We start from the raw sequence: 19,530 nt of genomic DNA on the forward strand, positions 1-19,530 counted from the left end.
TTTCTTCTAAATTTAATAAGCTATTTTATAATACTTTTCCCAGTGCATACTTTTTTCGTAAAGAACTTCTTCTTTTTTGCTATCACCAAGGACAACATTTTTTTCTTGCGAAGCTCCTTCTCCAAAATTCGCCTTAACAAGAGTTACAGCAAGTCCAGCCGTCGCCCCAACCTGCAAAGACTTCTTAAGAAAAGCTCTTCTTGCATTTTTTTGCATTTTTCCTCCTTTTTGAATAATTTAGAATATTTTTAATAAGCTAAAATATAGCTAATTAAAATAAGTCTCTTGAACAATTTTACATAATATAAAATAAAAAATAAATTAAATTCTAGACTTTTTGATAATTAAAATTCCATAAAAGTTACAATTTACTTAATTCTTCCATATTTGTTTTGCTAAATCTTGTTGGTAGTTTTGGCTCATAAGGCAAACGCTCTAAAGCCTCATCGGCAATACTTTTTTCTATATTTTTACTTGGTTTATCAAGATCTAAAATTTCTCTTTCAAAATCAAAAAATACCTGCATAATGTTTGCAAAATGAGCAAAAAATACTGAATTTTTATGAATTTGCAATTTTTCTATAAATTCATCAATCACAGAATTCAAAATCTGCTCCACAAATTCCTTAGCAATATCCTCATTCAAATCAATCAAAGAAGGCATTAAAGCAAAAGAAAAAGCAAATTCATCTTCGCTTTGAGCACATTTTTCATCGCGTCTAAAAGGTGTTTTTCTTAAAATCTCACAAGCTTTAAGTTTTTTTCTACCATCATCTCTGCCCTCATCATAAAATGAAGCCGTTACAGGAACATTTACATAAGAAAAATCAAAAAATACCGCATTTTGTTCATTTAAGAAATCTTGCAAACCAAAGCTCAAAATCACTTCAAAATCTTTTTTTAAATCTTCCCTCAAAGGATTTAAAGCTAAAAATTCAGCCTGAGCTTTGAAACGAGCAAAAACTTGCTCATCTACAAAGCTAAAAGGAAGTGAAAAAAACTCATAAAAGTATTTACGCGTCGTTTTTACTTGATCTTGCATGCTTGTTCCTAAATTTTTACATCAGGATCATAGGTATAACTTGGCTCAATTTTTTTCTTTTTAGTAAGCTCTTTATACCAATAAGAATGCAAGATATAAACTTCTTCTTCTTCCTTGTAACCATTCATCATAGAATGAATACTTCCCTTGATCGCAAACACAGCCATATAAATATGCACAGCTAAAAATACCGCACAAAGAATACCTAAAAAGTTATGCACAATAGCACTGAGTCTTAAAAGTTCGATTTGACTTAGACCAAATAAACTTTGAATTGTGGTTGTGTTGAAATCAAGAAAATACATAAACGCACCGGTAATTATCATCAAAAAACCACCAAATACGGCAATATAATACCATGACTTTTGTCCAAAGTTAAATTTACCAGCTGGTACAGGGCGTTTGATCTTACTTAAATATCCTCCAACTATCATCATCCATCTTAAATCATAACTTGCAGGAAGCATTCTTTTAATCCACCAAAAAAACATAGGAATAATAGAAATAATAAATAAGATAGTTGCAAAGCCATGTAAATTCTTACAGGTTCTCACAAAAATACCTCCACCAAAATATGACCCAAACATCATAATCAAGCCGGTTGGAACTAAAATCAGCCAAGAAAGTGCGGCTATAAAATGAAAGCCTCTTTCAAATAAAGAAAAGGCATAGATTTTCTTTCCATCGTGTGAAAATTTCTTTGGACCAATAACCATATAGTGCAAGGCAAAGGCTGCAAGAACGATAATAATCGCAACAAATGCTATAGTAGCGATATATTCGCCCTGTAATGTTGTCCATAATTTTCCTAGACTAGGATAATTTTCTATATTGGTAATTCGCTGAGAATCCCAAATTTGAGACTGCTGAATTTGGGATTGTCCAAATAAATCCAAAACTAAAAATAGGAGCAAAAATAATTTTCTCATAGGCTTAAATCCTTTCTTAAAATACATATTTTATCACAAGATTGCATAATTATGATAAAACCACTAATTTACATTTTATCTAAATTTTTCTTAAAAATTTTAAAATTTTGAGATTTTTAAGCTTGAAATAGTCGATTATGAAGTCAAAGTATGATTACATTTGGTGTTATTTAATTTCTTCTTCTGTATTCTTCATACTCAAAGTCCCTTACTAGCTCAAGTTCATCATGAGTATTTAAAAACATCAAATTTGGAAGCCTAACTCCATTAAAGGTCGTGTTTTTAACTATACTATAATGAGCTTGATCTAAAAAAACCAGCTTTTGCCCCACTTTTAAAGGCTTTTTAAAGGCATACTCTCCCATGATATCGCCTGCTAGGCAGGTGTTTCCTCCCAAAAGATAAGCAAATTCATCTTTTAAAAGTGTCGAAAACTCCTCTCCCTCACGACTTTTCAAGATCCTAGCATTTGCAAGCTCGCTTGTATAAGGCATAATGATAGTATCAGGCATATGAGCCTCGCTTGAAGTATCCAAAATAGCGATCTTTTTTTCATTTTCAACTATATCCACTACGCTTGCTACAAGAGTTCCTACCTGCCAGCCTACTGCTTCTCCGGGTTCTAAAAAAACTTGCACGCCGTATTTATCAGCAAAATCTTTGCAAAGATTTATAAGCTTTTGCGTGTCATAGCCTTTTTTTGTGATGTGGTGTCCGCCTCCAAAATTCACCCATTTCATTTTTTTGATAAAATCTGCAAATTTTTGCTCAAAAGCCTTTAAAACAAGCTCCAAGCTTTGCGCACTCTCTTCACAAAGTGCGTGAAAATGAAGTCCGCTAACATCGCTTAAATCAGCATTTTTAAGATCATCAGCACGGATTCCAAGCCTTGAAAAAGGCGCACAAGGATTATAAATTTCTTTTGGAGCTACGGAAAACTCAGGGTTACAACGAAGCCCTAGGCTTTTGTTTTTAGCTCTTTTTTTAAATTTTTCAAACTGCGTTAAAGAGTTAAAGACTATATGTCCGCTAAGTCCTGCTATCTCATCAAATTCATCATCTTTAAAGGCTGGAGAAAAGGTGTGAATTTCTTTATCCATAAATTCTTTTGCAAATTTAGCTTCCCAAAGCCCACTGCAAGTACAACCACTTAGATATTCGCCAACGATTTTTAAAGCCCTGCTAAAAGCAAAACCCTTAAGTGCTAAAAGCACCCTAGCCCCACTTTTTTCGCTCACTTTGGCTAAAAGCTCGCAGTTTTGGCGTAAAGCACGCTCTTCGATGACATAAGCGGGCGTTGTTTTTAGCTTTTCAAGTTGATTTAAAATTTGCATTTTTTGCCTTATTTTAAATTTATTTGTGTTATTATAAGCTTTAAATTTAGATGAAGGATAAACTATGGTAGAAGTTGAGTTTTTAGGACCCATAAATCACGAAAAAATGGAACTTGAAGCAAAAAACTTAAAAGAGTTAAAAAAAATCTTACAAGAAAAACAAGAACTTAAAGAATGGCTTGATCTTTGTGCCGTGGCGGTCAATGATACACTGATAAACGACTTAGAATACGAGCTTAAAAAAGGTGATAAGATTAAGCTTTTACCGCCTGTTAGTGGGGGTTAATATGTTTGAAATTTACGAGGGTGCTTTAAATGTCCCAGAAATTTATGCTAAATGGTATGAAAAAAGTGCGACACAAAATTGCGGAGCAATGCTTACTTTTTGCGGCATAGTGCGTGATGATGACGAAGTTCAAGCGCTTAGCTTTGATATAGATGAAGCACTTTTAAAAAAATGGTTTGAAACTTGGAAGCAAAAACTTAATACACAGGGTGTTAGCGTGTTTTTTGCTCACTCAAAAGGCGAGGTAAAAGTGGGGCAAAGTTCGTATTTGGCTGGGATTTTAAGCAAGCAAAGAAAACTTGGTTTAAAGCTTATCAATGATTTTGTGGAGGATTTTAAGGCTAAGGCTCCCATTTGGAAATACGATGTTAAAAATGGACTTAAAATTTATGCCAAAGAAAGAAGCACAAAGCTTGAGGGTGCTGGGATTTTAGCCTAGCTTATGGAAAGTAAAGTGAAAAAAGATCCTAAAAAATACAAAAACGCCATCTTGCTAGTAGCTACTAAGGATAGTGCCTTTACGATCGGCACCTTGCTTATAAATTTAAAAGATAAGATGAGTTCTTGCATAGATATTTTTTATATCGTTCATGATGGTTTTTCTTTAAATGATAAAAAGTTGATGAGGCAAATAGCACAGCAAGATAAGAATGCTTCTTGTAAATTTATATCTTTTACAAAGGAAGATTTTAAAATTAGACTTAGCAAATTTCACCCTGATGGGGGGGGGGGGATTGTGATTTTTTAAAACGCTGGACTCATATGGCTTTTGGGCGTTTTGAAGCCTTGAAATTTTTAAATGAGTGCGAAAATATCTTGTATTTGGACTTTGATCTTTTGTGTTTGCAAAGCCTTGAAGCCCTTTTTAAACTTAGTTCAAGCTTTCATTTAGCCGCAAGAAGAGGAAAACATAGTCTAGCTCAAAGCATTTCAAATTATGAGGGCGAGTTTAGCCAAAGAAAAATTTGGCGAAGTCCTGTGATCTTATTTAAAAGCTCTTTTGAAAATCCCCTTAAACTTTATGATGAGCTTTACCGTCTTATGCTTTTTGATAATAAGCTTATCAACGATCAAGCCCTTTTAAGTTTGCTTTGCTTTAAAGAAAAACTTAAAATAAAGCCTTTAGAAAGAAAATTTGAAGGCTTAGTTTGTCTTAAAACTAGCCTTAATGCAAGGCTAGTTCATGCTCATGGTAGCAATCAAAGATTTTGGAATAATGCTCTTTGTAACCGCACTTGGCCTACTTGGCAAAAATATTATGAAAAATGGCTTAAAATGGGCGGAAGTGCTTATGAAAAGGGCTTTGTGGCAAAAAACACTTATAGCATTCAAAGGATAAGAGCTCACCTTTGCTACAAACTTGGCTATGCCTTGATAGAACACTCTAAGGACTTTAAGATGCTTAAACTACCCTTTGTGCTTATTTTTATCTCTATCAAACACAGACTTGAAAACAAAGCCTATGAAAAAGTGATCTTAAGAGAGCCTCACAGAAAAATGCCCCCACTTTCTAGCTATGATGATTATGAAGAGGCACTCAAAGAAAGTCTATCTTATCAGCTTGGAAAATCCTTAATACAAGCCTTTAAAAAGAAGGAATTTTTTAGCCTTTTAAAAGAGCTTTTAAGGCTTAAAAAAGAGTATCAAAGAAAGGGCTTTTAAACTCTTTCAAAGCAAAATATACTATAATCATAAATTTAATGTAAATTTTAAAGGCTAGAAAAGTGAAGAAGTTAAAAGTAGGAATCTTAGGAGCAAACGGCTATGTGGGTTATGAGCTTGTGCGTTTGCTTTATGCTCACCCTAAGGTACAAATTACATATCTTGGCTCAAGAGCTTATGAAAACAAGGCTTATAACGAGGTTTATCCTGCTTTTGCTCAAAAATTAGATCTAAAATGCGAGGATAAAAGCCTTGAACAAATCGCTCCTAGCTTAGATCTAGTATTTACTGCTACGCCTCAAGGCTTTGCAGCTTCTGTGATCAATGAAAAGCTTTTGAATGAGTGTAAATTTATAGATCTTAGTGCTGATTTTAGGCTCAAATCAAAGGCTATTTATGAAAAGTGGTATCACTTAGAGCATAAGGCAGAAAAGCTTTTGAAAGAGGCTGTTTATGGGCTTTGTGAAATTCACCGTGAGGAGATAAAAAAAGCCCATCTTATCGCAAATCCGGGCTGTTATACGACCTGTTCTATACTCGCACTTTATCCTCTTGTTAAGGAAAAAATCATTGATTTAAGCTCCATAATAATTGACGCAAAAAGCGGGGTAAGTGGGGCTGGACGCGGTGAAAAGCTTGAAAATCTTTTTTGCGAGGTGAATGAAAATTTTAAAGCCTACGCTCTTAGCAATCACCGCCACACGCCAGAAATAGAACAAGAACTAAGCCTTGCAGCAAAAGAAAATTTAACCTTGCAATTTAGCCCTCATCTAGTGCCTATGCAAAGAGGGATTTTAACAACAATTTATGCAAATTTAAGCCAAAAAATAGACGCTAAAAAGCTTAAAGAACTTTACAAAGATTTTTATAAAAATGAAAAATTTGTGCGAATTCAAAATACCCTGCCAGAGGTGCGTTTTGTAAAAAATACAAATTTCATCGATATAAATGCCTTGATTGATGAACGCACAAAGCGCGTTATCATCGTAGCTGCTATTGATAATCTTTTAAAAGGTGCAGCAGGGCAAGCTGTTCAAAATATGAACCTGATCTTTGGCTTTGAAGAGGATTTAGGGCTTGAGATGATAGCGAATTTATGATTTATTTAAGGGGATAAATGATTATTAGAGCAATGTTAAAGCAAGATTATGAAGCGGTTTTTAAGCTTTGGTGCGAGATCAAGGGCTTTGGGATAAGAAGTATAGATGATAGCAAGGAAAATATCCATGCCTTTTTGGATAGAAACAAAGGTCTTAGTGTAGTTTGCGAGCTTGAGGGTCAAATTGTAGGAAGCATACTTTGTGGGCATGACGGACGCACGGGGGGATTTTACCATGTTTGCGTGCATAAGGATCATAGAAAAAAGGGCATAGCACACAAGATGAGTGAGTTTTGCCTTGAAGCTTTGAAAAAAGAAAAAATCAACAAAATCGCGCTCATAGCCTTTAAAAATAATGACTTGGGCAATGAGTTTTGGAGTCATTATGGCTTTACCTTAAGAGAGGATGCTAATTATTATGATTTAAGTCTAAATGAGGGTAATGAGACTAAATTTAATATCTAAGCCTCATTTTGCAAGTGTTTTGTTTTATAAAATAATTAAACACCATATAATCAAAAGCTAGAATTTAGCTCATACATAAAAAAAATTAAAAATTGCCTTTAAGCTTTAAAACTTCTGTATGAGCTATATTTTCTCTTAAAACTCACTCATACCAACCAAAATAAGTTCTATTCGTATCAAGACTTGAAATTTGCTCCTTATCCTCCTCATCAAGCTTAAAATCAAAAATATCTAAATTTTGCTTAAGTTTTTCGCTCTTATTTGTTCTTGGGATAGTAGAAATTTCTTGTTCTATCATCCATCTTAGGGCCACTTGGGCTATGCTTTTATTATATTTTGCACCAATTTTTGCTAGAATTTCATTATTAAAAAAGTTATTTTTTCCCACTACAAAGGGACTCCAAGCTTGAAGCACTATCTTATCCTTTTGCATAAGAGGATATAGAGCCTTTCTTTGATGAAAGACATGAACTTCAAGCTGATTAAGCATGGGCTTAATTTCACACCCCCTTACAAAGCTTTCATAATTAGCTATAAAATTACTAAGTCCTATAGCTTTTAACTTACCCTCCTTATAGCCCTCTTCAAGAGCTTTCCACATAGCCTTTTCATAAGGATTTGGATAGTGGATTAAAAGCATATCAAGGTATTCAAGCCCCAAAATGCTAAGCCTTTCATCAATGCCAAGCTTAGTACTTTCATAATCCATAGCCAAAAGCTTGCTTTGTAAAAAGATCTCCTCCCTTTTTACTATGCCATCATCAATAGCCCTTTTAATACCCTGTCCCACCTCAAATTCATTTTTATACATCTGTGCTGTATCAAAGAGCCTATATCCAAGCTTTAGGGCTTCATAGACTAAGTTAATGCAAGCCCTACCCACTTGAAAATCCGTGCCAAGTCCCAAAACTGGCATTTTAAGTCCGTTATTTAAACTAATATAAGTCACATTCTCTCCTTTTTATTTGTGATAATAACAAGTTTTGTCTAAGTTTTGCTTGAAAACTAGTCTTAAATTAAGCGATTTTAATTTTAAAATTTGATAAAATCAAAAAGCTAAATTTAAAGGAAAATCAATGAAATCATACTTAGAAAAGGCTCAAGTTCTCATCGAAGCCCTGCCTTATATACGCAAATTTAATTCTAAGATCATAGTCATCAAATACGGAGGCTCTGCCATGGAAAATGAGGAGCTTAAACGCCTTGTCATGCAAGATATAGCCCTTTTAAAGCTTGTGGGCTTAAAGCCTGTCATCGTTCATGGAGGAGGCAAGGAAATCACTGCTATGTGTGAAAAATTAGGGGTTGAAAGCAAATTTGAAAATGGACTTCGCATAAGCTCAAAAGAAGTCGTAGAGGTCGCTTCCATGATACTTTTTAAGCTCAACAAAGATCTAGTGCAAAATCTTCAAATTCAAGGCGTAAAAGCCCTTGGACTTTGTGGCAAGGACGGCTTTTTGCTAGAATGCGAGCAAAAAGATAGCAAGCTTGGCTTTGTAGGCAAGATAAGCTCTGTAAATTCTGCTAATTTAAAGGACTTGCTTGAAAAGGATTTTACCCCTGTTATCGCTCCTATAGGCATGGATGAGGCTTATAATAGCTACAATATAAACGCTGATGATGTAGCCTGTGAGGTGGCCAAGGCTTTAAGGGCTGAAAAGCTTGTCTTTTTAAGCGATGTGGAGGGGCTTTATGAGGATTTTGCTGATAAAAATAGCCTCATTTCAAGGATAGATCTCAAAGAGGCGAAGGAGCTTGTCAAAAAAACCAAGGGTGGTATGCTTGTAAAACTAAATTCATGCATTGAAGCTTGTGAAAATGGAGTTAAAAAGGTGCATATCTTAGATGGACGCCTAAAACACAGCCTCTTGCTTGAAATTTTCACAGACAAGGGCATAGGAACTCTAGTTGGATAAAGGAGAAAAGATGAATTACAAAGAACAAAGCCACATCGTTCAAACCTACAAACGCTATGATTTGGTGCTTGAAAAAGGCGAGGGCGTTTATCTTTATGATGATAAAGGGGATAAATTTCTTGATTTTTCAAGCGGGATAGGCGTTTGTGCCTTGGGCTATAAACATGAGGAATTTAACACCGCTTTAAAAGCACAAATTGACAAGCTTTTGCACACGAGCAATCTTTACTATAACGAAAATATCGCCGAGGCTGCGTTAAATTTAAGCAAGGCAAGCGGATTAAGCCGTGTGTTTTTTACAAACTCAGGCACTGAAGCCATAGAAGGAGCGATGAAAGCAGCACGCAAATACGCTCTTAACAAAGACATAAAAGGCGGACATTTTATAGCCATGAAGCATTCTTTTCACGGCAGAACGCTTGGAGCTTTGAGCCTTACGCATACTTTAAAATACCGCAAGCCTTTCAAGCCTTTGATCAATGGGGTTAAATTTGCTCAGTTTAATGACATTGATAGCGTGAAAAAGCTCATCAGCGAAAAAACTTGTGCTATCGTGCTTGAAAGCGTGCAAGGAGAAGGTGGGATAAATCCTGCAAAAGCTGAGTTTTACAAGGCTCTAAGAAAACTTTGCGATGAAAAAGATATACTTTTAATCGCCGATGAAATTCAAAGCGGAATGGGACGCACAGGCAAGTTTTTTGCGTATCAAAACTTTGGCATTACGCCTGATATCATCGCTTGTGCTAAGGCTTTGGGTTGTGGCGTTAGCGTGGGGGCGTTTTTGCTTAGTGAAAAGGTGGCTAAACTCTCGCTTGAAGCTGGCGATCATGGCACGACTTATGGGGGAAATCCCTTTGCTTGTGCTGCGGTAAATGCTGTATTTAAGATCTTTAAAGATCAAAAAATACTCGAAAATATTACCAAGCTTAGCCCTTATTTTGAAAAAAGTCTTGATGAGCTTGTAAATGAGTTTAAATTCATCAAAAAACGCAGTGGCTTGGGCTTTATGCAAGGACTTAGCGTTGAAAAAAGCATTAAAGCAAGTGAGATTATCGCCAAAGCTAGAAAAAATGGACTTTTGATCCTGCCTTGTGGGGCAAATGATCTGCGTTTTTTGCCACCTTTCATCATAAAAAAAGAACATATTGATGAGATGAAAGAAAAGCTAAAAAGGGCTTTGAAAGAGTTTTAAAATTACTCGATCCTTTAGTTTAACTAAAGGATTTTGTATAAACGAATTAGCTTTATCTAAAATAGAGCAAATAAGAAATTTAATGTGAAAGTGTAACACCGAGCTTTTGTGCCATTAATCTACACCAAGAACACATTTATTCTACTTTTAAATGATGAAAATATGAAAAAAATTTTGATAAATTCTCTTTGTTTTTGATAAATTTTAACGCAAAATATGATAAAATAATTCAAAAACGAGTTTAGTATGGATATTTCTTATTCTCAAATCATCTATGCCTTTTTGCTTGCATCATTTGCGGGGTTTTCTACTATTATCGGTGCTGCTATAGTATTTTTATCTAAACGAAAAAATTTAGAAATGCTTTCCATTGGCTTAGGTTTTTCAGCTGGGGTCATGATTTACATTTCTTTTATGGAAATTTTGCCTGAGGCTTTGAATGATTTTAAAAGTATTTATAATGGAATTTTAGGCGATCTTATCGGTATATTTTGCTTTTTTATAGGCATTATTTTAAGTGCTTTAGTTGATAAACTTATCCCTGAAAATTTAAGTAAGCAAAAAAATGAAGAAGAGATCAAAGAACTTCCTCTTAATCAGGAAGCTTTGGACTTTTGTTCGCAGTATTATTCAGATGTATTTCAAAAAACTTGTGCGGTGTATGAAGAACAAAAACAGCTCAAAAACAAAGCCTTACATAAAACAGGTATTTTTGTAGCTATTGCCATAGCTTTACATAATTTTCCTGAGGGCTTTGCTACCTTTATGTCTGGGCTTGAAAATCTTTCTTTTGGTATCATGATTGCTATTGCTGTAGCCATTCACAATATCCCAGAAGGCATGGCTGTGTCCTTGCCCATATATCATGCAACAAATGATAAGAAAAAAGCCTTCATTTACTCAGCACTCTCAGGACTTACAGAGCCGTTAGGAGCTTTGGTTTGTGCCTTTTTACTTTTGCCTTTTTTATCTCCCCTTGTTTTGGCTGTTTGTTTTGCTATTATAGCAGGGATAATGGTTTATATCGCTTTTGATGAGCTTTTGCCTGCGGCTAGAATTTATGGAGAGGCTCATCACTGCTTATATGGTTTACTAGCAGGTATGGCTTTGATGGCTGTAAGTCTTATCTTACTCAGTCATCTAGGCGTTTAATAAAATCTTGAAACTCATTTTTATTTTTAGCCAAACTTAGAGCAAGGCTTAAAAATATCCTTGCTTTTTGAGGATTTAGGGTTCTTGAGCTTAAAAAGCCAGCTCTTATATCCTGATCATTGAGGCTAATTCTAGCATTAAAAACTCTTGAGCTGACCATAACAACAAGTCCTTTTTTCATCAAGGTTTTTAATTTTTTCTTTAAATTTTCACTCATGCTTCCTGAACCAAAACCAGCCACAACCAAGCCCTTAACTCCATTTTGAAATAAAAATTCAGCCAAAATCTCATTTTCATCATCAACACAACTCATCAAACAACTAACTTTTTCAAATTTTGTAAGCTTTTTTATGTCAAAAATTGCTTTGGAAGCATAAAAATTTTCATAAAAAAAACATTCTTGATTTTGGATATACCCAAGCTCACAAGGAGAACTAAAAGCATTTACATTTGTGCTGTGAATTTTACTTGAATGCAAGGCACTAAAAATTTTATCATTAAGGGCAATTAAAACACCTTTATTTTCTGATCTTTTACTTGCAGCAACGATGATAGCATTGTAAAGGTTTTTCAAGGCATCGCTACTTAAAGCATTAAATGCTCTCATTGAGGCTGTAAATACTATGGGTTTTTTAGAACTTATAAGCAAATGCAAGAAAAAAGCACTTTCTTCTAAACTATCGCTTCCATGGGTGATAACAACCCCATCAAATTCTTTTAAAGCCTCAGAGCTTTCTTTTGCGATTTCATACATTTTTTCAAAGCTCATATCCTTACTATTAATGTTAAAAAGCTGTTTACTTGATATTTTGGCAATTTTTTCTATTCCAGCAAGTTCCTTTAATAACACTTCAATACCTAAAACTCCAGCATCATAATGAAGACTTTTTTTTGAATGCATGCCAGCTATAGTGCCACCCGTAGCAAGTATCATAATTTTTTTCATAGGTTTATCCTTAAAAAATTTTGAAATATTGTATCATGTTTATGAGCAAAAAAGAGGTAAAAAATTGTTAAATTTATATGTTCTTATTAAAAAGCCAAGCTTTACGCTTAGCTTTATTTACTTTGGTGTTTATGCTCTGTATGATTTTCATGAGAATCGCAAGCAAAAGCTTGAATACTTAACAAACTCATCAAAGCTACAAAAATAAATTTTTTCATTTTTTCTCCTTTAAAAAATAGAATTTCATTGTATGATATATTTTATAATAAATGATTAATATTATTAATATTTATAATTAAAAATTGATATATTTTAGAGAAATATTTTTATTTTGATATTTTCTTCGTTAAAAAGGCTAAATTTTCATCAAGTTTTTTTTCATAGCCTATATGCTTGCTTTGGTAAAATTTCAAGTCTTTAGCAAGGTATCTTTGATGAACCCAGCCACCAAAATCATGTGGATAAAGATAGTTTTTACTCGCTTCATTGTTGTTATCAAGATAAGGTAAGATAGGTAGGGCTTGGTTGTTTCTTACATAAAAAATCGCCTCATTTATAGCCTTGTAGCTTGAATTTGACTTTAAAGAACTTGCTAAAAATACAGCACACTGAGCTAGGATAATGCGCGCTTCTGGATAGCCTATATTTTTTACTGCCATGAGGGTTGAAGTGGCTAAATTTAGAGCATTTGGCTCGGCATTGCCTATATCTTCACTTGCAAAAATAAGCATTCTCCTTGCGATAAAATCCGCACTTTCCCCACCCTCAATCAATCTTGCAAGATAATAAAGCGAAGCATCAACATCGCTTCCTCTTAGGCTTTTGATAAAAGAGCTTGCAAGGCGGTAATGCGTATCTTTGCTACTTACGCCGTCATTTAGTGCATTTGCCCTTAAGGTTTTAAGCGTTTTAAGGCTTAAAATTTGAGAATCTATACTCAAAGCAAATTCGATCAAATTAAGCAAACTTCTTGCGTCGCCTCCGCTTGAATGAAGCAAATACTGTCTTGCTTCTTCATCTATGCTAAATTTAAGCTCTTCTTGAACTCTAAAAAGTAAAATTTGTAGATCTTCTTCACTTAAAGCTTTAAATTCAAAAAGCATGCTCCTACTTCTTATGCCTGAACTTAAGACAAAATAAGGATTTTCGGTGCTTGCTCCTATGATAATACATCTTGCATTTTCCATAGGAACTAGGAGCATTTCTTGTTGGGTTTTAGAAAGGCGGTGAATTTCATCGATAAAAATAAGGGGCTTATAGAGGCTATTTTCATAATTTGCAAGGATTTTTCTAAGTTCTTCAAGCTTAAAATTTCCTCCGTCAAACTCAAAAAAATCCAAACCAAAATCATTTGCCACGGCTCTGGCAAAAGTCGTTTTACCACAGCCTGCAGGACCAAAAAATATACTATGCGGAAGCTTTTGCTTTGAAATAAAGCTTTTAAAAACTGCCACAAGCTCTTTTTGCCCTAAAATTTCATCAAGTTTTTTGGGACGAAATTTTAGGGCTAGGTTATTCATATCAATCAAGAATCAAATCGCTTGGTGGGTTTGAAAACTCATCTTGAAGCTCATAGGTATCATCAATTTCAAGTAAGGTGCCATTGATCATGGTGGTAGGCTTTTTTACCGATCCTGTTGCATTAAGATCCAAAACATAGATATCATCTTTTTTCTCAAACAACTCATCTGCGCCAAAGAGAGCTAAAATAGGCAGTATTTGACTTGGCAAAACATCGCTTTTTGCACTAAAGTTTGCATTTACCTCTTCATCTGCACTAAAATTTGCTTCGCCTTTTGAGCTAAATTTTGCTCCTGCTCTACTGAATGAAAAATCCTGAAGCTTTAGTTTTGGATTTGTAGAAAGAAAGAGCTTATCTTCTAAGATATCCACAGGATCATAATCAAACGAATATAGAACTTGATTTAAACTTTGTGCCACAAAGTCTAGTTTGATATCTTGAAGCGTTCTTTGATCAGGAGAAAGCTGCCCTAAATTAACCTCTTTAATATATAGTTTAACACTTTCATTAAAACTTACATTACCTTCTGTCTGCACTATATCTTCTAAATTAAGCTCATCAAGTACAACATCATTCATACTCAAGCGATAAATACTAAACTTTGTTTGCGAATCACTAACCTTGGAAAGATAGTCTTTTAAATTTATACCCTCTTTACTACTAAAATCAGAATACACCTTTTCAAGCTTCACACTCACACGCCCCATGAAAGGATTAAAGTCCTCAAATCTAAATTCATCAATATTCATATCACTAAATAAAATAGACCCTTGGTTTGTCATTGTGAAATTTAAGACGAAATTCTTAAGAAGCAATGTTCCTTCTGCTCTTTGAACATCTATATCAGAAAAAATAAATTTAATATCAAAATCTGAATTTAAATGAGAATTTACACTAAAGCGAGCCACCGAACCATTTGGCAAAATATCACCTACAAGCGAAAGAAAAGGCTCTGTAAGATTTATTTGACCCTCAATCACATCTTGAGTAAAAATGCTATTTTTAAAATCAGCCGTGATCAAAAAAGCCACATTTACCATAAAATCATTTTCTTGCGATGCAAGCTTAAAAGAAGCTTTTGAGTTGAAAAAGCCTTTTTCAAAAACCACATCTTCGATCTTAGCATATTTCCAAGTTTGGAGTTTTTGCACAAAATCATTGAAATTTTTTTCATGCAAATTTCCCATGTAAAAAACCTGTCCCAAATAAGCTAAAACAACAAAAGCAACTATACAAACAGCAGCAATTATTTTCTTCATTTTAACTCCTTTTATTTTTATGGCGTATTTTAATATATTTTTACAAAAACTAAGATTATAGATAAGAAAAATGTAGAAAATAAATTTAAAATGAGATAAAATTGAGGTCTAAAACCCGCTTAAAGCAGGTTTTAGAAAAAACTACTTCATAGAGCAAGCATTTGTAAGGCTTGAATCAAGCATCCAAAGACTTTTTTCATACTCAGCGATCTTATCTTGAGCAAAAGATGAAGTTGTGGTATCTCCTTCTTTATCAGCTACCTCATCAAGTTTTTTAAACTCAGCTAAAAGATACTTATAATCTTCTCTTATAGCTTCAAGAACTTCATTTGCAGTAAAGCAAGTCTTATCACTGCCTTTAATCTTGGCTTTTTGAGCAAGTTCGTTAGGACAAACAATAGCTTTTCCCTGAAGTTGCAAAACTCTTTCTGCCACATCATCAAAAAGCTCTGCCATATTTTCATATGCTTCTTCTGTGTAGTTGTGAATAGCAAAGAACTGAAGTCCTTTAACATTCCAATGATAATTGTGAAATTTGATCCACAAAGTGTGAGCATCAGCTTGAATCTGCAATAAATTTTCTATAACTTTTGACATTTTTTCTCCTTTTTTATTTAAAGTCAGAAAGATTATAACATAAAATTTCTAAATAATAAAAATTATTGATTGGAAATTTATTGTGATTTTATTAAAAGCTTTTTAGAAGCCTTTAATTCTTTATTTTAAGCTTATAAACGATAAAAATTTTTATAAATTCAGATTTTTTATAACTTATTTTTGATAGCAGTTTTTTAAATTATCAAAAAGCTTTACTAGATGAAATCACTATATTATCGTCATTTATATAATTTTGATAATGGTAAATTTTTTTATAATTAAAGCAAAATTTATATTTTAATTGATATAATTTTTTAAAATTTTTCGAGGATTATTATCATGGAATTTTTAAAAACTCATATAGATTTTATCATCATAGCTTTACTTGGTTTTATGGGTTTTATAGCTGTTTGGTGCGTGATTGAGAGATTGCTTTTTTTTAGAAAGGTAAATTTAAATGAGTATGAAAACCAAGAAAGCTTCGATGATGCGATCAGTGAAAATCTTACAACCTTATATATTATTTATTCTAATGCTCCTTATGTTGGACTTTTAGGAACGGTTATTGGTATTATGATAGTTTTTTATGACATGGGCTTGTCTGGCAATATCGATGTGAAAAGTATAGTTGTAGGGCTTTCTTTGGCTTTAAAGGCAACGGCTATTGGGCTTTTGGTTGCCATACCTTCTTTAATGGCTTATAATGCCTTACTTAGAAAAATAACAATTTTGAGCAATAAATTTAAAGTCCATTTAAAAAGTGTAGAAAAATGATAAAACTTCCTAAAAATGAAGGCTTAAATATAGTCCCATTTATAGACATCATGCTTGTTTTGCTTGCTATTGTTTTGAGTATTTCTACTTTCATTGCACATGGGCAAATCAAAGTAGAACTTCCAAAAAGTGAATTTGCAGAAAGTTCAAGTGATGAAAAGAAGAAATTACTCATAAGCGTTGATGAAAATAATGTTTTTTATCTTGATGATAAAACGGCTACACTCGACGAGGTCAAAGAAGCTGTCAACACCCTAGATAAAGAACAACTTGTAGAACTTAAAAGCGATAAGAACTCTAAATTTGAATCCTTTGTGCAAATCATAGATATTCTTAAAGGTGCAAAGCATACTAACTTCCAAATCATTACCGAAAGGCAAAGATAATGAACAGAAAAACCCAATCTTTCATTTTAACCTGTTTGATTTTTTCCCCTATTTTACTCTTTGCGGTTTATGGCAACCCTTTCAAAATAGAATTTAAAGGTGAAGATGAAGTAACTTTAATCCTCAGTCAGTTTATCGCACAAGGGCAAATAGTCCAAGCTGGTCCACAAACTCCACCAGCACCCATACCACCAGAGGAAACTAAGGAAAAAAAGAAAGAGAAAAAACATAAGAAAAAACATAAACAACACGAACCCTTAGAAAAGGTTGCAAAGAAGAAGAAAGAAAGGATAGAAGAAGTACAAGAAAGTGCGAGTGTGCCTCCCGGTGGTGCTCAAGTAAATACCAATACTCAAACTCAAATTGGTACTCTAGCTCTTGGACAAACGGATAATCCTTTCTTAAGAGAGGTTAAAAAGGCTATAGATGAAGCAGCTAGAGAAACTTATCCAAGACAAGCCATTAGAATGAATCTTACAGGCACTGTTTTGCTTGAATTTGTTTGGTTGCATAATAAAATCTTAGAACAAGTAAAAATAATCAGTACTTCAGGACATAAAATTTTAGATTCGCATACTCTAAAGATCATACAAAAGGCTGCAAGGAATTTCCCTCAATACAAAGAAAGCGTGCGTATACAAATTCCAGTAACCTACAATCTTACCAATAGCAAATAGAGTCTTAACTCCTAGTATGATACACGCTAGGAGTTAAATTTTTTATTTTTATTATTTTTCTTCTTTTTGGTTGTCTTTTTAGATTTTGTTTTAAGTTTTGTTGTTTTGGATTTTGCTATTTTTGGTTTTGAACTTCCTTTTGTCATACTTTTTCCCATGATCTCGATATCAAGGATCTTATCGCCTTGCCTTATGCTATCAAGTACTTCAAGACTTTTTGTATCCTTGCTATCAATTTGTCCAAAAACAGTATGAACTCCGTCTAAGTGAGGCTGAGGGCTGTGAGTGATGAAAAATTGGCTTCCTCCTGTATCCTTTCCAGCATGAGCCATGCTAAGCGTGCCTCTTAAGTGCAAGTTACTTTGCCCCTCACACTCGCATTTTATAGTATAACCCGGTCCTCCTGTTCCTGTGCCATAAGGGCAGCCTCCTTGGATAACAAAATTTGGTATTACCCTGTGAAAATTTAGATTCTTATAAAAGCCCTCCTTGGCTAAGCTTGCAAAATTACACACAGCAATGGGCGCTTCATCATTAAAGAGCTTAAGCTTCATATCGCCCTTTTCAGTCTTTATCAAAGCAAATTCATAATCCTTTGCCCTTGATATATCTATTTCTTTTAACATTTTCTCTCCTTTTTAAATTTAAGCTATTTGAAAGCTTGTTAATTTAGTAAATTTAAGCCAGCCTAAAAAGCTTTTAAAAGCTAAATTTATCTAGGCTAGCTTTGAATTTAAACACAAAGGCTAAATTTAAAACAATTTAAAACCTAAGTTAAACTCAAAAAAGCCTTTCAAAAGCAAGATTAAATTTAGCAAAGCCTTAATCAATATTCGTATAAACAGCACTCACATCATCATCGTCCTCAAGCTTATCCAAAAGCTTTTCTATCTCAGCTAGCTTGTCCTCATCAAAGCTAACAGGACTATTTGGGACATACTCAAGCCCAGCTTTTTTGATCACAAGAGCCTTTTTTTCTATCATATCGCTAAGTTCCTTAAAGGCTGAGTAATCCCCCATAATCAAAAGCTCCTCTTCATTTTGCTCCAAGCTTTCAAGTCCAGCGTCTATCAAATCAAGCTCAAGTTCTTCAAGATCGCCTTCAACTTTTTCTAAGTGAAAAACAGCCTTTCTTGAAAACATAAAATTTAAAGAACCATTTTGCAAAAGCTCGCCCTTGTTTTTGTTAAAAATAGCCTTGACATTAGCCACTGTTCTGGTTGGATTATCACTCATGCACTCAACTATCACTAAAGCCCCATGAGGTGCTCTTCCCTCATAATGAATTTGCTTGATCTCAGCTGCGTCCTTGCCTAAGGCTCTTTTAATCGCTGCTTCTATATTATCCTTTGGCATGTTATTTGCCTTAGCTGTGGCTATGGCTGAGCGAAGCTTAGGATTCATCAAAGGATCCTCCCCTCCTTCTTTAGCGGCTACTTGAATAGCCTTTGCAAGCTTTGGAAAAAGCTTACTCATCTTATCCCATCTGGCTTCTTTTGAGGCTCTTCTGTATTCAAATGCTCGTCCCATAAATATCCTTTGCAAATTTTTAAAACAAAAGTATAAAATAAAACTTATAAATTTGTTTTTAAAAATACATATTTTAACTATAAAACACGAAAATATTTTTGATTTGAAGGGCTATTTTGTATTATCTCTATATAAAATGATAAAAAATGAGTAAAATCTTCTTTTTGATAATTTTATTTGAGAATTTTCGTAACAAAAGATATAAAAAATATTAACTTATCTTCAAAATAACATTGAAATTAAGCCATAATTGAGTAGCATAAGATTAGAAATTTTAGTAAGGAGTAAATTTTGAAAGATACACAAAATTTAGACAAAAGCTTTTTAGGACACCCTAAACCCTTGTTCAGTCTTTCTATGACTGAACTTTGGGAAAGATTTTCTTTTTATGGGATTCGTCCCTTACTCGTGCTTTTTATGGCTGCAACGCTTGCTCAAGGAGGTTTAGAAATACCAAAGGCTGAAGCAGCGGCTATCGTGGGAATTTTTGGGGCTTGTTTGTATCTTGCTACTTTACCTGGTGCTTGGGTAGCTGATAATATTTTAGGACAGAAAAAATCTGTCTTTTATGGTGCTATCATCATAGCTTTAGGGCATTTGAGCATAGCCTTATCTATATTTACCTCAACAATGTTTTTTGTTGGATTGATTTTAATTGTTATTGGCACAGGACTTTTTAAAACTTGTGCTTCTGTTATGGTTGGAACTTTGTATAAAAAAGATGATCCTAGGAGGGATTCAGGATTTACTATCTTTTATATG

The 19,530-nt window shown here is 33.8% G+C and carries 23 protein-coding genes and 1 pseudogene; 13 read left to right on the forward strand and 11 right to left on the reverse strand.

Annotated features, from left to right (window positions below; translation table 11 throughout):
- Positions 1-12: 12 nt before the first annotated feature.
- From DMB92_RS07690 to nspC, 4 genes are all read right to left on the reverse strand, one after another.
- Entirely contained in the window at positions 13-216 is a 204-nt protein-coding gene (locus DMB92_RS07690; protein WP_142682476.1) for a Tat pathway signal protein, read from the reverse strand.
- 145 nt (positions 217-361) lie between these two features.
- Positions 362-1,042: a formate dehydrogenase-specific chaperone gene (locus DMB92_RS07695; protein WP_142682477.1), complete on the reverse strand. Its 681-nt coding sequence runs from the start codon at positions 1,040-1,042 to the stop codon at positions 362-364.
- Positions 1,043-1,050: 8 nt separating this feature from the next.
- A complete protein-coding gene (locus DMB92_RS07700) occupies positions 1,051-1,971 on the reverse strand; it encodes a formate dehydrogenase subunit gamma (protein WP_142682478.1) in 921 nt (306 codons plus the stop codon).
- Positions 1,972-2,141: 170 nt separating this feature from the next.
- Positions 2,142-3,305, reverse strand: coding sequence for a carboxynorspermidine decarboxylase (nspC, locus tag DMB92_RS07705; protein ID WP_142682479.1), 1,164 nt, complete (start codon positions 3,303-3,305; stop codon positions 2,142-2,144).
- Positions 3,306-3,369: 64 nt separating this feature from the next.
- Between nspC and DMB92_RS07710 the strand changes: the two genes are divergently transcribed.
- The 6 genes from DMB92_RS07710 to DMB92_RS07735 all read left to right on the forward strand — a co-directional run bounded on the left by DMB92_RS07710 (position 3,370) and on the right by DMB92_RS07735 (position 6,817).
- Positions 3,370-3,591, forward strand: coding sequence for a MoaD/ThiS family protein (locus DMB92_RS07710; RefSeq protein WP_142682480.1), 222 nt, complete (start codon positions 3,370-3,372; stop codon positions 3,589-3,591).
- 1 nt (position 3,592) lies between these two features.
- Positions 3,593-4,030 (forward strand): molybdopterin synthase catalytic subunit, encoded by a 438-nt coding sequence (locus DMB92_RS07715; protein WP_142682481.1) that lies wholly within the window; start codon positions 3,593-3,595, stop codon positions 4,028-4,030.
- A 15-nt stretch (positions 4,031-4,045) separates the two neighbouring features.
- Positions 4,046-4,339: a hypothetical protein gene (locus DMB92_RS07720; RefSeq protein WP_142682482.1), complete on the forward strand. Its 294-nt coding sequence runs from the start codon at positions 4,046-4,048 to the stop codon at positions 4,337-4,339.
- A 14-nt stretch (positions 4,340-4,353) separates the two neighbouring features.
- Positions 4,354-5,253: a glycosyl transferase gene (locus tag DMB92_RS07725; RefSeq protein ID WP_142682483.1), complete on the forward strand. Its 900-nt coding sequence runs from the start codon at positions 4,354-4,356 to the stop codon at positions 5,251-5,253.
- A 62-nt stretch (positions 5,254-5,315) separates the two neighbouring features.
- Positions 5,316-6,353 carry an N-acetyl-gamma-glutamyl-phosphate reductase gene (gene argC / locus DMB92_RS07730; protein WP_142682484.1) on the forward strand — a complete coding sequence of 346 codons (1,038 nt, stop codon included), beginning with the start codon at positions 5,316-5,318 and terminating at the stop codon, positions 6,351-6,353.
- Positions 6,354-6,370: 17 nt separating this feature from the next.
- The gene (locus DMB92_RS07735; protein ID WP_142682485.1) at positions 6,371-6,817 is read left to right on the forward strand and encodes a GNAT family N-acetyltransferase; all 447 of its coding nucleotides are present in this window, start codon (positions 6,371-6,373) and stop codon (positions 6,815-6,817) included.
- 142 nt (positions 6,818-6,959) lie between these two features.
- On the opposite strand, the gene DMB92_RS07740 is transcribed toward DMB92_RS07735, so the two are convergent.
- The gene (locus tag DMB92_RS07740) at positions 6,960-7,766 is read right to left on the reverse strand and encodes an aldo/keto reductase (protein ID WP_142682486.1); all 807 of its coding nucleotides are present in this window, start codon (positions 7,764-7,766) and stop codon (positions 6,960-6,962) included.
- Between the two features lie 127 nt (positions 7,767-7,893).
- Here DMB92_RS07740 and argB point away from each other — a divergent pair, with 127 nt between their 5' ends.
- The 3 genes from argB (at position 7,894) to zupT (ending at position 11,077) form a co-directional block, all read left to right on the forward strand.
- Positions 7,894-8,733 carry an acetylglutamate kinase gene (gene argB / locus DMB92_RS07745; protein ID WP_142682487.1) on the forward strand — a complete coding sequence of 280 codons (840 nt, stop codon included), beginning with the start codon at positions 7,894-7,896 and terminating at the stop codon, positions 8,731-8,733.
- Between the two features lie 10 nt (positions 8,734-8,743).
- Positions 8,744-9,925: an aspartate aminotransferase family protein gene (locus DMB92_RS07750; RefSeq protein WP_142682488.1), complete on the forward strand. Its 1,182-nt coding sequence runs from the start codon at positions 8,744-8,746 to the stop codon at positions 9,923-9,925.
- Between the two features lie 246 nt (positions 9,926-10,171).
- Positions 10,172-11,077: a zinc transporter ZupT gene (gene zupT, locus DMB92_RS07755; RefSeq protein WP_142682489.1), complete on the forward strand. Its 906-nt coding sequence runs from the start codon at positions 10,172-10,174 to the stop codon at positions 11,075-11,077.
- On the opposite strand, the gene DMB92_RS07760 is transcribed toward zupT, so the two are convergent.
- The 4 genes from DMB92_RS07760 to DMB92_RS07775 all read right to left on the reverse strand — a co-directional run bounded on the left by DMB92_RS07760 (position 11,058) and on the right by DMB92_RS07775 (position 15,401).
- Positions 11,058-12,023, reverse strand: a complete 966-nt coding sequence (locus tag DMB92_RS07760) for an asparaginase (RefSeq protein WP_142682490.1) — start codon at positions 12,021-12,023, stop codon at positions 11,058-11,060. The genes zupT and DMB92_RS07760 overlap by 20 nt on opposite strands.
- A 326-nt stretch (positions 12,024-12,349) precedes the next feature.
- A complete protein-coding gene (locus DMB92_RS07765) occupies positions 12,350-13,543 on the reverse strand; it encodes a replication-associated recombination protein A (RefSeq protein WP_142682500.1) in 1,194 nt (397 codons plus the stop codon).
- A 1-nt stretch (position 13,544) separates the two neighbouring features.
- Positions 13,545-14,804 carry a DUF945 family protein gene (locus tag DMB92_RS07770; RefSeq protein ID WP_142682491.1) on the reverse strand — a complete coding sequence of 420 codons (1,260 nt, stop codon included), beginning with the start codon at positions 14,802-14,804 and terminating at the stop codon, positions 13,545-13,547.
- A 141-nt stretch (positions 14,805-14,945) separates the two neighbouring features.
- Positions 14,946-15,401 carry a Dps family protein gene (locus DMB92_RS07775; RefSeq protein WP_142682492.1) on the reverse strand — a complete coding sequence of 152 codons (456 nt, stop codon included), beginning with the start codon at positions 15,399-15,401 and terminating at the stop codon, positions 14,946-14,948.
- A gap of 339 nt (positions 15,402-15,740) precedes the next feature.
- Here DMB92_RS07775 and exbB point away from each other — a divergent pair, with 339 nt between their 5' ends.
- The 3 genes from exbB to DMB92_RS07790 are packed head-to-tail and all read left to right on the forward strand — an operon-like array spanning position 15,741 to position 17,238.
- Positions 15,741-16,175 (forward strand): TonB-system energizer ExbB, encoded by a 435-nt coding sequence (gene exbB, locus DMB92_RS07780; protein ID WP_142682493.1) that lies wholly within the window; start codon positions 15,741-15,743, stop codon positions 16,173-16,175.
- Entirely contained in the window at positions 16,172-16,561 is a 390-nt protein-coding gene (gene exbD / locus DMB92_RS07785; protein WP_142682494.1) for a TonB system transport protein ExbD, read from the forward strand. Before exbB ends, exbD begins: the two co-directional genes overlap by 4 nt.
- Positions 16,561-17,238, forward strand: coding sequence for an energy transducer TonB (locus DMB92_RS07790; RefSeq protein WP_142682495.1), 678 nt, complete (start codon positions 16,561-16,563; stop codon positions 17,236-17,238). The genes exbD and DMB92_RS07790 overlap by 1 nt, the downstream gene beginning before the upstream one ends.
- A gap of 149 nt (positions 17,239-17,387) precedes the next feature.
- Here the strand turns inward: DMB92_RS07790 and DMB92_RS07795 are convergent.
- Positions 17,388-17,864: pseudogene (locus DMB92_RS07795) on the reverse strand (peptidylprolyl isomerase); the annotation flags it as partial.
- 196 nt (positions 17,865-18,060) lie between these two features.
- Complete coding sequence (locus DMB92_RS07800; RefSeq protein WP_142682497.1) at positions 18,061-18,768, reverse strand: YebC/PmpR family DNA-binding transcriptional regulator; 708 nt, start codon at positions 18,766-18,768, stop codon at positions 18,061-18,063.
- 288 nt (positions 18,769-19,056) lie between these two features.
- On the opposite strand from DMB92_RS07800, the gene DMB92_RS07805 reads away from it, so the two are divergent.
- Positions 19,057-19,530 (forward strand): oligopeptide:H+ symporter (locus DMB92_RS07805; protein WP_142682501.1); only part of this gene is annotated, 474 nt, incomplete at its 3' end.

The organism is Campylobacter sp. MIT 99-7217 (assembly GCF_006864365.1).
Lineage (GTDB): Bacteria > Campylobacterota > Campylobacteria > Campylobacterales > Campylobacteraceae > Campylobacter_D.

What these genes read in the sequence shown, in the direction of transcription:
- nspC (WP_142682479.1), bottom strand. Translation starts at nt 3,305, where the DNA reads ATGCAAATTTTAAATCAACTTGAAAAGCTAAAAACAACGCCCGCTTAT.
- DMB92_RS07700 (WP_142682478.1), bottom strand. Translation starts at nt 1,971, where the DNA reads ATGAGAAAATTATTTTTGCTCCTATTTTTAGTTTTGGATTTATTTGGA.
- DMB92_RS07690 (WP_142682476.1), bottom strand. Translation starts at nt 216, where the DNA reads ATGCAAAAAAATGCAAGAAGAGCTTTTCTTAAGAAGTCTTTGCAGGTT.
- DMB92_RS07715 (WP_142682481.1), top strand. Translation starts at nt 3,593, where the DNA reads ATGTTTGAAATTTACGAGGGTGCTTTAAATGTCCCAGAAATTTATGCT.
- argB (WP_142682487.1), top strand. Translation starts at nt 7,894, where the DNA reads ATGAAATCATACTTAGAAAAGGCTCAAGTTCTCATCGAAGCCCTGCCT.
- DMB92_RS07735 (WP_142682485.1), top strand. Translation starts at nt 6,371, where the DNA reads ATGATTATTAGAGCAATGTTAAAGCAAGATTATGAAGCGGTTTTTAAG.
- DMB92_RS07770 (WP_142682491.1), bottom strand. Translation starts at nt 14,804, where the DNA reads ATGAAGAAAATAATTGCTGCTGTTTGTATAGTTGCTTTTGTTGTTTTA.
- DMB92_RS07800 (WP_142682497.1), bottom strand. Translation starts at nt 18,768, where the DNA reads ATGGGACGAGCATTTGAATACAGAAGAGCCTCAAAAGAAGCCAGATGG.
- DMB92_RS07725 (WP_142682483.1), top strand. Translation starts at nt 4,354, where the DNA reads ATGGCTTTTGGGCGTTTTGAAGCCTTGAAATTTTTAAATGAGTGCGAA.
- DMB92_RS07775 (WP_142682492.1), bottom strand. Translation starts at nt 15,401, where the DNA reads ATGTCAAAAGTTATAGAAAATTTATTGCAGATTCAAGCTGATGCTCAC.
- DMB92_RS07760 (WP_142682490.1), bottom strand. Translation starts at nt 12,023, where the DNA reads ATGAAAAAAATTATGATACTTGCTACGGGTGGCACTATAGCTGGCATG.
- zupT (WP_142682489.1), top strand. Translation starts at nt 10,172, where the DNA reads ATGGATATTTCTTATTCTCAAATCATCTATGCCTTTTTGCTTGCATCA.
- DMB92_RS07710 (WP_142682480.1), top strand. Translation starts at nt 3,370, where the DNA reads ATGGTAGAAGTTGAGTTTTTAGGACCCATAAATCACGAAAAAATGGAA.
- DMB92_RS07765 (WP_142682500.1), bottom strand. Translation starts at nt 13,543, where the DNA reads ATGAATAACCTAGCCCTAAAATTTCGTCCCAAAAAACTTGATGAAATT.
- DMB92_RS07695 (WP_142682477.1), bottom strand. Translation starts at nt 1,042, where the DNA reads ATGCAAGATCAAGTAAAAACGACGCGTAAATACTTTTATGAGTTTTTT.
- exbB (WP_142682493.1), top strand. Translation starts at nt 15,741, where the DNA reads ATGGAATTTTTAAAAACTCATATAGATTTTATCATCATAGCTTTACTT.
- DMB92_RS07750 (WP_142682488.1), top strand. Translation starts at nt 8,744, where the DNA reads ATGAATTACAAAGAACAAAGCCACATCGTTCAAACCTACAAACGCTAT.
- DMB92_RS07790 (WP_142682495.1), top strand. Translation starts at nt 16,561, where the DNA reads ATGAACAGAAAAACCCAATCTTTCATTTTAACCTGTTTGATTTTTTCC.
- exbD (WP_142682494.1), top strand. Translation starts at nt 16,172, where the DNA reads ATGATAAAACTTCCTAAAAATGAAGGCTTAAATATAGTCCCATTTATA.